Genomic DNA, 11876 nt, shown 5'->3' on the forward strand with positions numbered 1-11876 from the left:
TCTGGCCCGGGCACAGATGGCCCACCATGGCAGACTAAGCCGTTCATCTTACCCGCGCAGGTTTGATAAACAAGCAAAAATGTCGGACTCTGGGGGGGATTTCGGCGCCAATCACTTCATTGGCGGGCCAGCGGAACGGGGGATGGACGTGAAAGAGCGGCGACGGGGGCCGGACGGGCTGACACGGGTGTTGCGGGGGCTGGTGATCCTCTGCTGGGGCGGCTTTATCGTGCTGCTCTCCCTCTACCACTTCGCCCGGCCAGAGGTGGCCTACGGTTTTCTGGTCTATGGCGGGATCAAGGTGCGCCAGAGCTGGGATCCCCAGCTCACCCCCTGGCTGCTGCACGGGCTCTGGGGATGCTGCCTGCTGACCCTGGCGGTGCTGCTGGCAGAGCGTTGGCGCTGCCGGCGGCGGGAGGACACGGGGCGGGTGCACCTGGCTATCTTGCTGCTGATCCTCGTCGCCAGCCTGCTGTTCTACTACCTGGGCTAGTCTGCCGGCCCGGAGGGGTCGCGGCTGGAGGGCGCTTGCCCCGCCCGCGGCTGCTCGCCAGCGGAGCGCTTGCCGAGCTGGCGCTCCACGCTGTCGAGCATCTGGTTGTAGGCGAGCGCCACCCGACCAATCTCGTCCCCCTCATCCCCTTCCAGCCGGTGGCCGAAGTCGTGCAGATCGGTGGCCTCCTCCATGGAGCGGGTCAGCTGGTTGAGGGGGCGGACGATCCAGGTACGGATGACCCAGAGGGTGAGCAGCAGCCCCAACCCGAAGATGACGGTGAGGCTCAGGGCCGAGGTGAGAATGTTCTGCTCGACCCGGGTAAACAGGGTGTCGAGGGAGTAATCAAAGCGCACCGCCCCCAGCACGGTATTCTCCGGCACCTGGTGGCAGCTGGTGCAATCGGTGCCGCGAAAATCCTTCTTGGCCAGCAGTGGGCGGGTCACCACCAGCTTGCTGTGCATGCCGTCGTGTACCACCTCCAGGCTCCCTTTGCCCGCCAGTGCCAGCTCGTCGAACCTGTCCTTGGACTGCTCGTGCTCGCGGCCGGCCCCGTACTGCTTGCTCACCGCCTCGCTGCGCACGATGCGGGCATCCTCCACGTGAGCGTGTTCGAGAAACTTGTCGCGCAGGGTATCGCGGGCTTCCATCTTGCCGGTCAGCATCAGCATGTTGAGCCCATCGAAATAGGCTTCGGTCTGCTCGCGGCTCTGCTCCTTGATGAGGGTCAGAATGAGGTCGCGCTCGCGCACCGCCTGATAGGCCGCGGAAAACACCAGCACCATGGAGAAGATGAACAGCAGGAAGAAGTTGATTTTGGCAGCAATGGAGAGGCGCATGGGAACGGTACATCTGTTGGGTAAAACCCGCGCAGTCTACGCGTCTTGGCTGCCCGGGTCTGGTGTCTTGCTCACATTCTGATGAAAAAGATTCAAAAGACCCTGCCTGAGCGGCAGGGTCTGCCTGTCAGGCTCAGAACTCGCCGCTGTGGATGGCGGCGGCGATGGCGCCGGTCAGCACGGTCAACTGTGCCGGGCCGATGACGAAGGGCGGCATCAGGTAGATGAGCTTGCCAAAGGGGCGGATCCAGGCGCCCAGCTCCACGAACTTGCGCTGGATGCGCGCCACGTCCACCCGCTCCTTCATCTCCACCACCCCGATGGCGCCGAGCACCCGCACGTCGGCCACTGCCGGATGCAGGGTCAGTTCCACCAGCTCGGTGCGCAGCTGATGCTCGATGGCGCGCACCCGCTCAGCCCAAGGCGAGGCCAGCAGCAGTTCGATGGAGGCGTTGGCCACCGCGCAGGCCAGCGGATTGCCCATGAAGGTCGGCCCGTGCATGAAGACGCCGGCCTTCCCATCACACACGGTGCGAGCCACATGTTCGGTAGTGAGCGTGGCCGACAGGGTGAGGTAGCCGCCGGTAAGCGCCTTGCCCAGACACATGATGTCGGGGCTGATGCCGGCCCAGTCGCAGGCAAACAGCTGGCCGGTGCGGCCAAATCCGGTGGCTATCTCGTCGGCAATCAAGAGCACGCCGAACTCGTCGCACAGGGCGCGCACCCACTGCAGGTAGCGGGGGTGGTAGAAGCGCATGCCGCCGGCGCCCTGCACTATGGGTTCGAGCACGATGGCGGCGATCTCCTCGTGATGATCCGCCAGCAAGGTCGCCAGCTCCACCACGCAACGCTCGTCCCACTCGGCGTGGAAACGGCAGCTAGGGGCTTCGACAAAGTGGTGCTCGGGCAGGAAGCCCTGGTAGAGCTCGTGCATGCCGCCATCCGGGTCGCACACGCTCATGGCGCCGAAGGTGTCGCCGTGATAGCCGCCGCGCAGGGCAACGAACTTGGCGCGAGGCGTCCCCTTGGCGTGCCAGTACTGCTGGGCCATCTTGAGCGCCACTTCCACCGCCACCGAGCCTGAATCCGCCAGAAACACCCGATCCAGCCCCTTTGGAGTGATCTCCACCAGCTTGCGGCAGAGCTCCACCGCCGGGGCATGGGTCAGGCCGCCAAACATCACATGGGACATCTTGCCGAGCTGGGCGGTGGCGGCCGCATCGAGCTCGGGCACCTGATAACCGTGCACGCAGGCCCACCAGGAGCTCATGCCATCCACCAGCTTGCGGCCGTCGCTGAGGGTGAGGGTCACTCCCTTGGCACTGGCCACTTCATAGCAGGGCAGGGGATGGGTGAGAGAGGTATAGGGGTGCCACACATGGTGCAAATCGAATTCTTGGTTGGTCATTTGTTGTTCTGTTGTCAATTTGTTTGATCTGGTCGGTGTTGACAGTCTACGCGCGCTCTCTACACTAGCCAACAATTTCAGCCACTTGGCCCTGCGCGCATCCCTGTTCGCCCGGGCCAGGTGGCGGGTTTTGCGCTTCTCTCTTGCAAGGAACTTTTGCAAAGAGGTCTTGCAAGCAAGGCGGCGCAGGATCCCACTTATAACAATTGGAAGCCATGTATGAATGCTGTCACCGCGGGCGATCACGCCCTTCGTCACGACTGGACCCTCGCCGAGGTTCAGGCCCTGTTTGCCCTGCCATTCAACGATCTGCTGTTCCAAGCCCAGATCGTGCACCGCGCCCATTTCGACCCGAACGAAGTACAGGTGAGCACCCTGCTCTCCATCAAGACCGGTGCCTGCCCGGAGGATTGCAAGTACTGCCCCCAGAGCGCCCGTTATCACACCGGCCTTGAGGCCGAGCGGCTGATGGAGGTGGAGAAAGTGCTGGAGCGGGCCCGCGAAGCCAAGGCCAACGGCTCGTCCCGTTTCTGCATGGGGGCCGCCTGGCGCAACCCCAAAGAGAAGGACATGCCCTATATCCTGCGGATGATCGAGGAGGTGCGCGGGCTCGGCATGGAGACCTGCATGACGCTAGGCATGCTCACCGCCGATCAGGCGGTGCGCCTCGGCGCCGCCGGCCTTGACTACTACAACCACAACCTCGACACCTCGCCGGAGTTCTACGGCGACATCATCACCACCCGCACCTATCAGGACCGGCTCGATACTCTGGAGCACGTGCGCGGCGCCGGCATGAAGGTCTGCTCCGGCGGCATCGTCGGCATGGGCGAGCAGGCGAAGGATAGGGCGGGCCTCTTGATGGCGCTGGCCAACCTGCCGCGCCACCCGGAGAGCGTGCCCATCAACATGCTGGTCAAGGTGAAGGGAACGCCGTTGGAGAACCAGGAGAACCTGGATCCGTTCGAATTTATCCGCACCATCGCCGTGGCACGTATCATGATGCCGGCCTCCCACGTGCGCCTCTCCGCCGGGCGGGAGAAGATGAACGAGCAGATGCAGGCCATGTGCTTTATGGCGGGGGCCAACTCCATCTTCTACGGCTGCAAGCTGCTGACCACTCCTAACCCGGACGAAAACAGCGACATGCAGCTCTTCAAGCGCCTCGGCATTCGCCCCGCCCAGCGGGCCCAGAAGCCGGATCAGGTTCAAGAAGAGGAGCTGCTGGCCGAGGTGAGCCGCCAGAGCGAGCCCGCCGAGATGTTTTATGACGCCACCCGCCCCCGTGCCGGGGCCGCGCGGTCATGACGGGCCCCGCAGTAACGGGCCCCTTTGAGTTGAGCGCAGCGCTGGCCGAACGCGAACAGGCCGGCCTGCTGCGCAGTCGCGTCGCCACCGACGGCGCGAGTGGCGGGCGGCTCAAGGTTGGGGGGGGCGATTACCTCAACTTTTCCGCCAACGACTATCTGGGGCTGGCCGATCACCCCGCCATCAAGGCCGCCTTCCAGGAAGGGGTTGACCGCTATGGTGCGGGGGCCGGTGCCTCGCCGTTGGTGACCGGTTACAGCCGGGCCCACCAACAATTGGAAGAGACGCTGGCCGACTGGCTCGGGCTGGAGGCGGTGCTGCTGTTCAACTGCGGCTTCTCGGCCAATCAGGCGGTGCTCAAGGCCCTGCTCGGCAAGGAGCATCTGCTGTGGCAGGACAAGCTCAACCACGCCTCCCTGCAGGAGATGGGCAGTCAGCTGCCCTGCAAGATGAAACGCTTCGGTCACAACGACATGGCGGTCCTTGAGCGGCAGCTTGAGCCAAACCGGGGGCTTATCGTCTCGGAGGGGGTGTTCAGCATGGACGGGGATCAGGGCCCCTGGCGTGAGCTTAGCCAACTGGCCGCCAAAAGCGGCAACTGGCTGATGATCGACGATGCCCACGGCCTCGGCGTGCTGGGGCCACAAGGGCGCGGCACCCTGGCGGCGCAGGGGGTGAACCCGGCCGGCGTGCACATCCAGATGGGCACCTTTGGCAAGGCGCTCGGGGTGGCAGGCGCCTTTGTGGGCGGCAGTCGCGAGCTGGTGGCGTATCTGGTCAACTTCGCCCGCCACTACGTCTACAGCACCCATATGCCGGCGGCCCAGGCCTGCGCCGTGCACCAGAGCATCGAACTGGTGCGTGCCGCCGACGAGGCCCGTGCCCATCTTGATGAACTCATCACCCGTTTCCGACAAGGGGCGCAGGCGCTGGGCTGGCGGCTGGGTGACAGCAATACCCCCATCCAGCCGCTGCTGGTGGGGGAGAGCAGTGCCGCCTTGCAACTGGCCGAGCGGCTGCGGGGGCGCGGCGTCTGGGTGAGTGCCATCCGCCCGCCCACGGTGCCGGTCGGCACGGCGCGCCTTCGCATCACCCTGAGCGCGGCTCACCGCGTACAGGACGTGGATCGGCTGCTCGATGCCCTCGGTCCCTGCCAGGCCACTGACGAGAGAGGGGGCGCCCATGCTCCATGAGCGTTTTCAGGCGGTGGACAAGGCCCAGCTTGCCCGCCGTTTTGGCGCCGCCGCCCGTCACTACGATGCCCACGCCCGCTTCCAGCAGGAGGTGGGGCAGGCGCTGCTGGTGCGGATGAGCGCGGCGGGTATGCATGAGGGGCTGGAAGGTCGCGGGCTCGATCTGGGCTGTGGTACCGGCTTCTTTCTGCCGGCTCTGGCCGGGCGTTGCAGCGAGCTGACCGGGCTGGATCTCGCCCCCGGCATGCTGGCCCAGGCGGCCCTGCGTGGCAGCGGCGCCCGCCTGCTGTGCGGCGATGCCGAGCAATTGCCCTTTGCCGACGAGACGTTTGACTGGGTCTTCTCCAGCCTGGCCTTGCAGTGGTGCGAACGGCCGGCCCAGGCCTTCGCCGAGCTGCACCGGGTGCTCAAACCCGGCGGCCGGCTGCTGTTCTCGACTCTCTTGGCCGAGTCGCTCTGGCAACTGCGTGAGGCCTGGCGCACGGTTGACGAGTGTGATCATGTCAATCGCTTCCTCAGCCTGCCACAATTGCAGCATGCCATCGCCGTCGGCGGTTTTGTCGCCCCCGCGCTGGAGAGCCTGACCTGGTCGCTCGGCTACCCCGAGCTCAACGGCTTGCTGCGCGATCTCAAGGGGATCGGTGCCAGCCAGGTCAATGACGAGCGTCATACCGGCCTTGGTAGCCGTCAGCGCTTGTTGCGTCTGAGCCAGGCCTATGAGGCCCATCGTCAGCCGGACGGTCTGCTGGCCGCCAGTTATCAGGTTTGCCTCGGCCAGCTGATCCGCCGTTAACCGGCGGCCTTGGCCGAGAGAATTGAGCTGCGGTGCCCCGCCATATCGAGCCTGGGCACCCGCACCGTATTGAGGAGTCATCATGGTCAAATCCTTCTTCGTCACCGGCACCGACACCGATGTGGGCAAGACGCTGGTCGCCCGCACCCTGCTGCTGGAGTTCGCCGCGCACGGCATCCGCTGCGCCGGTTACAAGCCTGTCTCCGCCGGCTGTGCCCGTACCCCGGAGGGACTGCGCAATCTGGATGCTGTGCTGTTGCAGGAGGCGGCGAGCCTGCCGCTGCCCTACGATCTGGTCAATCCCTACGCCTACGAGCCGCCCATCGCGCCCCATATCGCCGCCAGCGAAGCGCGCGATGCCATTACCCTGAAGGGGTTGTCGGACGGGCTGCGCCAGATTGAACAGGCGGGGGCCGAGCTGGTGGTGGTGGAGGGAGCGGGGGGCTGGTTCCTGCCACTCGATCGCAAGCACCTGCTGTCGGACTGGGTCAAGCAGGAGAACATGCCGGTCATCATGGTGGTGGGGGCCAAACTGGGCTGTCTCAACCATGCCCTGCTCACCTTCGCCGCCATTCGCAACAACAACCTGCCGGTGGCGGGCTGGGTCATCAACCGGCTGCACGGCTCCATGAGCCACTATCAGGAGAATCTGGACACCCTGCGGGGCTTGCTGCCGGCCCCGTTTTTGGGTGAAATACCCTTTGTAAACAATCCGCTCGAGGCTGATCTGCGCGGGCGACTCGACATTTCGCCCCTGCTCTGAATCCGACATTCAGCGAACATTCATAGAAACTGTCTATTATGCGTGACAGGTGTGGCCCGACCGGCAGCGAACTGGTGACGGGCCACGCATCCATATCTCACAAGGAGTCAATATGAAGCGAATTATGCTATTCCTGGTGACCAACCTGGCCGTCATGCTGGTGCTGGGGGTGGTACTCAATATCCTGTTCTCGGTTCTGGGGATCAACAAGTCCAGCATTTCCGGTCTGTTGGTGTTCTGCGCCGTGTTCGGTTTTGGGGGTTCCTTTATCTCCTTGCTGATGTCCAAGTGGATGGCCAAGCGCAGCTATGGCGTCCAGGTCATCGAGCAACCCCGCAACGAGACCGAGCACTGGCTGGTCAGTACCGTGGCCCGTCAGGCCCGTGAAGCGGGCATCAAGATGCCGGAAGTGGGGATCTACGACTCCCCCGAGATGAACGCCTTCGCCACCGGCGCCCGCCGTGACGACTCGCTGGTCGCCGTGTCGTCCGGTCTGCTCTACAGCATGAGCCGTGACGAGGCGGAAGCCGTGCTGGCCCACGAGGTGAGCCACGTGGCCAACGGCGACATGGTGACCCTGACCCTGATCCAGGGGGTGGTGAACACCTTCGTGATGTTCTTCGCCCGCATCGTGGCCGGCGTCATCAGCAACTTCTTCAGCTCCAACAACGAGGAAGAGAGCAGCAGCACAGGCGGTTTTGCCTACATGATCACCGTGTTCGTGCTGGAGATGGTGTTCGGCGTGCTGGCCTCCATCATCGTCATGTGGTTCAGCCGTCAGCGTGAATTCCGCGCCGACGCCGGCGCCGCCAAACTGGCCGGTCGCGACAAGATGATCGCCGCCCTCGAGCGCCTCTCCCGCGGTGCCGAGCCGCAGCTGGAAGGCTCCATGATGGCGTTCGGCATCAACGGCAAGCGCTCCATGAGCGAGCTGTTCATGAGCCACCCGCCCATCGAGCAGCGCATCGCCGCCCTGCGCGGTTAAGCGAAAGTGCCAATGAAAACGGCTGCCCTCGGGCAGCCGTTTTGCTTTGTGCGCTTTGCGCTACAGCTTGAAGTGGGCCATCTCCTGGCGCAGCAGCCGTGACAGCTGCTTGAGCTTGGCCGCCTCCTGCGAGACGTGGCGGGCGGCATCCCCCGACTGCTCGGAGAGGGAGGTGATGTTGCCGACGGTGGAGACCACCTCGTTGGCGGCAGTGGACTGCTCACGCAGGGTGTGGCTGATCTCCCCCATCAGGCCGGTCAGGTTGGAGGCGTGATCCTGGATGCTGGCGATGGCCGCGCCGGTCTGGCTGGCCAGGCTCACCCCGCGGGAGACGTTGTTGACCGTGTTCTCCATGCTGCGGATGGAGGCGTCCGCCCCGCTCTGAATTTTGCCGATCATGCCGGTGATCTGCTGGGTGGAGGCGGCCGAGCGGCTGGCGAGGTTGCGCACCTCGTCGGCCACCACCGCAAAGCCGCGTCCCTGCTCGCCGGCCCGGGCTGCCTCGATGGCGGCGTTGAGGGCCAGCAGGTTGGTCTGATCGGCGATGCCGCGGATCACCTCGATGATCTCCGAGATCTGCTGGGTGTGGCTGTTGAGATCCGCGATGCTGCTGGCGGCGTTGGAGACGGTATCCGAGATGCTCTGGATGCTGTCGAGGGTCTGCTTGATGACCCCGGAGCCCTCTTCCAGCGTGTTGGCGGAGATCTTGCTGAGCTCGTCGGCGTGGGTGGCGTTGTCTGAGAGGTGGCTGATGCTCACCACCAGCTCCTCGATGGCGGCCGCCATAGTTTGGGTGCTGGTCTGCTGGGAGGTGGCGAACTGGGCGGTCTGCTCCGCTATCTGGGCGATGCTGTCGGCCGAGCCAGAGAGCTCTTCGCTGGAGTGGGAGACCTGGGCGATGATCCCCTTGAGGGTGCTTTGCATGGTGGCGAGCAGGCCGATCAGGCTCTCCTTGGCACCGGCCGGCACCTTGATGGGCTGGGAGAAGTCCCCCTCGGCCAGGTGGTTGAGATCGCTTCTGAGTTGATCGACCGAGGTACCGACCAGATCGATCAGCGCCTTGTAGGTGCGCCAGAGGAAGAACATCAACACCAGGCCGAGCGCGATGAACAGGTAGCGCAGCATGGCGGACTGGCTGGTGGCGTCATCCACCGCCTGCTGGGTGCGGGTTTCCATCATGACGTAGAAGTCGTCGATGGGGGACATGATGCGCCCCTTGTTCTGGTGATAGGCCTTGTCATGCATCATGGCGATGGCCTTCTGCTGGTTGGCGGCCAGATCGCCATCGGTCTGCTGCACCAGCTTGAAGGCGGCCACCTCGGTGTTGACCAGGGCATCCGAGTTGTTCTTGGCCTCGTTGAGCTTGGCCAGCTCGCCCTCGGTAAAGCCGGCATCCTTCATCAGATCGATGAGGCCGCGACGCACCTGGCTGTCGGGCCGCGGGTTCTGGCCGTTGGCGGCGACGAAGTCCCAATAGATGCGGTTGTAGCCCTGCGGCCGGTTCTGCTCCCCGTTGCGAATGGCCAGGATCCGCATGTACTGCTGCTCGTAGGCGGGATCCTTGGTGATCACATAGGTGCGGCCGAGGCGGGTCAGATCGTCGGAGGATTGCCGCAGTTCATCGGCCAGCAGATAGGATTGGTAACGTTGCTGATAGCTCTGTTCCATCTGTTTTCCCGACCAGCTGTAGGCGAAAAACACCAGCGACAGCAGGATCAGGGTGATGACTGAGAGCAGCAGATTGAGCTGAAAGGCGGGTCTGTTCTGTTCCATGGTTTGAGCGTCCTTATTCTCACCGATAACCCCCTTTGTCACGCGGCGAAGGCCGGTACTTCTGTGGGGTTTTATTGTTGTTGCAGTGAGTATAGGAGCGCTCTTCGCCAAGGCTGCGGCGGGTCGGCGAAAAGGTGCGAGAAAGGAGGCGCGAAGGCAAAGGAGGGGAAAAGCGCGGCCGGGAGCGTACCCCGGCCGGATTATTGCACCTCGATCACCTTATTTGATGACGATGTCGGTGAGGGGGACGGCGCAGCAGGTGAGGATCTTGCCAGCGGCTCGCTCGGCGGCGGTGATGGCGGGGGCATCGGGGTGATCCACTTCACCCGAGACCAGGGTCTGCTTGCAACTGCCGCAGATGCCGGCGCGGCAGCTCCAGGGCAGCTCCACCCCTTGCTTGTGGGCCTGATCCAGCACTGTGCCCTGATTGTTGCCGGCAAACGCCTGCTCGCCGATGCGCAGCTGCACCGCCTGATGTGGGCGGGAGAGGGAGAGGATGGCGCCGCCAAAGCTCTCCTGGCGGATCCGTCCGGCCGGCACGCCAAGGGCGGCCAGTCTGGTGGCCGCATCGGCCATAAAGCCGTGGGGGCCGCAGATAAACACTTCCCGCTGTTGCAACCCTTTGATCTGTTTGAGGTGAACCTCGTCCAACCGCCCCTTGAGCCCCTGCCAGTGCGTATCGGGCTGGCTCAGGATCAGGGTGAGGGTCATCCCCTGCTGCGCCAGGGCGTGCAACTCGCCGGCGGCGGGAATGTCCGCCTCGCTGCGGCACAGGTGCATGAAGTGCACGTCGCCGAGCTCCCCGCGCAAGGCCAGAGTGCGGGCAATGGAGAGCATGGGAGTGACCCCCGAGCCTGCCGAGAGCAGCAAGAGATTGCGATCCCGGCCCAGATGAAATTCGCCGGCGGGGTTGGCGGCCAGCAGACGGTCACCCGGTTGCAACTGCTGGTGCAGCCAGTGGGAGATGCGACCGCCGCCCACCTTCTTGACGCTGATGCTGTAACGCTCCGGCTGCTCCGGGGTGGAGCTCAGGGTATAGCGGCGCTGCAGGCGCTCGCGCCGCAGACCCAGGCCAATATCCAGGCTGATGGGCAGGTGCTGGCCAGGCAGATAGTCGGGCAGGGGCTCGCCATCGGCCGCCTCGAACCAGAAGGTCTCCAGATCCCGTGCCAGCGGCTCGCGGGCCACGCACACCAGCTCCCTTTTTTTCGGGGCCGCGTTGGGGTAGACAGGTGCGCGGGCGCGCTCCAGCACCTCTATCTCGCTGCCCGCCTCAATCCAGCCCTCGTTGAGGGCCACCAGGTTCTGACCGAAGTAGACCTCGCCATCCTCGCCGCGCCGGTAACGGGTGAGGGTGGCTAGCGGCTCTTTCAGGGCATTGAAGCGATCCGTGCCCGGCTCCACCGTGGTCATGATGCAGCGGCTGCAGGGCTTGGCCACCAAGAACTCCACCTCGCCGATGCGGATCCGCTTCCAGCCGTCCTCCTCGAAGGGGAGGGTGCCGCTTGCCACCAGGTTGGTGCGAAACTGGCTCATCTGGTGCAGGGCATCGGATCTCAGGTTGAGATCTTCCAAAGACGCCTGGCTTATCAGCAGCAGGGGGTAACCATCGGCAAAGCTGACCCGGGTGCCGGTCTTCTCCCGAAAGCGGGCAGACTCTTCGCCAAGCCAGAGCAGTTGCACCGGTTCCCCCGCCACCTTGCTCAGCCACGCATCGGCCTGGGCGTGGGTGTGCAGGGCGTTGAAGCTGTCTTTCCAGACGCCGGTGGCCCGGGGCGCGCGGCTGAACCCGGTCTCTTGCAGGGTGAGCGGCTCGAAGCCCGGATAGCGCAGCTGCAGGCCTCCCTCGATGGGGGTGGCCACCACCTGCTGCAACTGGGGATGGGTGCGGGCCGTGATGAAGCTGCCGTCCGGTTTGACCACCATGTAGCGGCGATCCCCCTGCAGTCCCTCTTCGGTGACCAGGGCGCGGGTCAGTGGCATGCCTGCCGTCGACTTGATGGGGTAGAGATGAATGCTGGCGAGTGTTGGCATGGCCGGGTCCTTGTGCGATGGCGGTTCCAGTGCAGGAGAGAAGCGGGCGAGCCCCGTTCCGTGCAGCAATGGTTGCAGGGATGACGCTCACCCGGGGTGGCCGACGATGCGGTGTCGCTTGCGGGGCGTGAGCCCGAGCGGAGTTCCTGCAGACGGGCAAGATGTTACACGGGTCACGTTGTGCACTCCATACCTCATAAAGTGCAACATTTTTTGATCCTGATCCGTCATTCAGTACAAAAATCAGTCCATTATCGAGCCAGCTTCCAGTTTCTGACGCTTTCGCT

General features: G+C 64.3%; 10 protein-coding genes. 6 read left to right on the top strand and 4 right to left on the bottom strand.

The features are described 5' to 3' along the window. The first annotated feature begins 142 nt into the window (after window positions 1–142). Window positions 143–493: a hypothetical protein gene (locus tag AB5Y94_RS03545; protein ID WP_010634517.1), complete on the top strand. Its 351-nt coding sequence runs from the start codon at window positions 143–145 to the stop codon at window positions 491–493. On the opposite strand, the gene AB5Y94_RS03550 is transcribed toward AB5Y94_RS03545, so the two are convergent. After that, entirely contained in the window at window positions 490–1332 is an 843-nt protein-coding gene (locus AB5Y94_RS03550; protein ID WP_017783430.1) for a HAMP domain-containing protein, read from the bottom strand. The genes AB5Y94_RS03545 and AB5Y94_RS03550 overlap by 4 nt on opposite strands. A gap of 133 nt (window positions 1333–1465) precedes the next feature. Further along, window positions 1466–2740, bottom strand: a complete 1275-nt coding sequence (gene bioA, locus AB5Y94_RS03555) for an adenosylmethionine--8-amino-7-oxononanoate transaminase (RefSeq protein ID WP_368204873.1) — start codon at window positions 2738–2740, stop codon at window positions 1466–1468. Window positions 2741–2959: 219 nt separating this feature from the next. Here bioA and bioB point away from each other — a divergent pair, with 219 nt between their 5' ends. The 5 genes from bioB to htpX all read left to right on the top strand — a co-directional run bounded on the left by bioB (window position 2960) and on the right by htpX (window position 7782). Then, window positions 2960–4048, top strand: a complete 1089-nt coding sequence (gene bioB, locus AB5Y94_RS03560; RefSeq protein ID WP_368204874.1) for a biotin synthase BioB — start codon at window positions 2960–2962, stop codon at window positions 4046–4048. Beyond that, window positions 4045–5241 (top strand): 8-amino-7-oxononanoate synthase, encoded by a 1197-nt coding sequence (gene bioF / locus AB5Y94_RS03565; RefSeq protein ID WP_368204877.1) that lies wholly within the window; start codon window positions 4045–4047, stop codon window positions 5239–5241. The genes bioB and bioF overlap by 4 nt, the downstream gene beginning before the upstream one ends. After that, a complete protein-coding gene (bioC, locus tag AB5Y94_RS03570) occupies window positions 5231–6034 on the top strand; it encodes a malonyl-ACP O-methyltransferase BioC (RefSeq protein ID WP_017783434.1) in 804 nt (267 codons plus the stop codon). Before bioF ends, bioC begins: the two co-directional genes overlap by 11 nt. Before the next feature lie 82 nt (window positions 6035–6116). Then, on the top strand, window positions 6117–6797 hold the full coding sequence (gene bioD / locus AB5Y94_RS03575; RefSeq protein WP_005299037.1) for a dethiobiotin synthase: 681 nt from the start codon (window positions 6117–6119) through the stop codon (window positions 6795–6797). Between the two features lie 112 nt (window positions 6798–6909). Beyond that, complete coding sequence (gene htpX, locus AB5Y94_RS03580; protein ID WP_010634511.1) at window positions 6910–7782, top strand: protease HtpX; 873 nt, start codon at window positions 6910–6912, stop codon at window positions 7780–7782. A gap of 60 nt (window positions 7783–7842) precedes the next feature. Here htpX and AB5Y94_RS03585 read toward each other — a convergent pair whose 3' ends face one another. Further along, entirely contained in the window at window positions 7843–9555 is a 1713-nt protein-coding gene (locus AB5Y94_RS03585; RefSeq protein ID WP_017766177.1) for a methyl-accepting chemotaxis protein, read from the bottom strand. A 219-nt stretch (window positions 9556–9774) separates the two neighbouring features. Further along, window positions 9775–11589: an MOSC N-terminal beta barrel domain-containing protein gene (locus AB5Y94_RS03590; protein WP_368204879.1), complete on the bottom strand. Its 1815-nt coding sequence runs from the start codon at window positions 11587–11589 to the stop codon at window positions 9775–9777. Window positions 11590–11876 lie beyond the last annotated feature (287 nt).

It is taken from the genome of Aeromonas sp. s5 (assembly GCF_040907865.1).
GTDB lineage: Bacteria > Pseudomonadota > Gammaproteobacteria > Enterobacterales > Aeromonadaceae > Aeromonas > Aeromonas dhakensis.

Bases quoted from the DNA above. Each gene is read 5' to 3' on its own strand.
- AB5Y94_RS03545 (WP_010634517.1), top strand. From the start codon at position 143: ATGGACGTGAAAGAGCGGCGACGGGGGCCGGACGGGCTGACACGGGTG.
- AB5Y94_RS03550 (WP_017783430.1), bottom strand. From the start codon at position 1,332: ATGCGCCTCTCCATTGCTGCCAAAATCAACTTCTTCCTGCTGTTCATC.
- bioA (WP_368204873.1), bottom strand. From the start codon at position 2,740: ATGACCAACCAAGAATTCGATTTGCACCATGTGTGGCACCCCTATACC.
- bioB (WP_368204874.1), top strand. From the start codon at position 2,960: ATGAATGCTGTCACCGCGGGCGATCACGCCCTTCGTCACGACTGGACC.
- bioF (WP_368204877.1), top strand. From the start codon at position 4,045: ATGACGGGCCCCGCAGTAACGGGCCCCTTTGAGTTGAGCGCAGCGCTG.
- bioC (WP_017783434.1), top strand. From the start codon at position 5,231: ATGCTCCATGAGCGTTTTCAGGCGGTGGACAAGGCCCAGCTTGCCCGC.
- bioD (WP_005299037.1), top strand. From the start codon at position 6,117: ATGGTCAAATCCTTCTTCGTCACCGGCACCGACACCGATGTGGGCAAG.
- htpX (WP_010634511.1), top strand. From the start codon at position 6,910: ATGAAGCGAATTATGCTATTCCTGGTGACCAACCTGGCCGTCATGCTG.
- AB5Y94_RS03585 (WP_017766177.1), bottom strand. From the start codon at position 9,555: ATGGAACAGAACAGACCCGCCTTTCAGCTCAATCTGCTGCTCTCAGTC.
- AB5Y94_RS03590 (WP_368204879.1), bottom strand. From the start codon at position 11,589: ATGCCAACACTCGCCAGCATTCATCTCTACCCCATCAAGTCGACGGCA.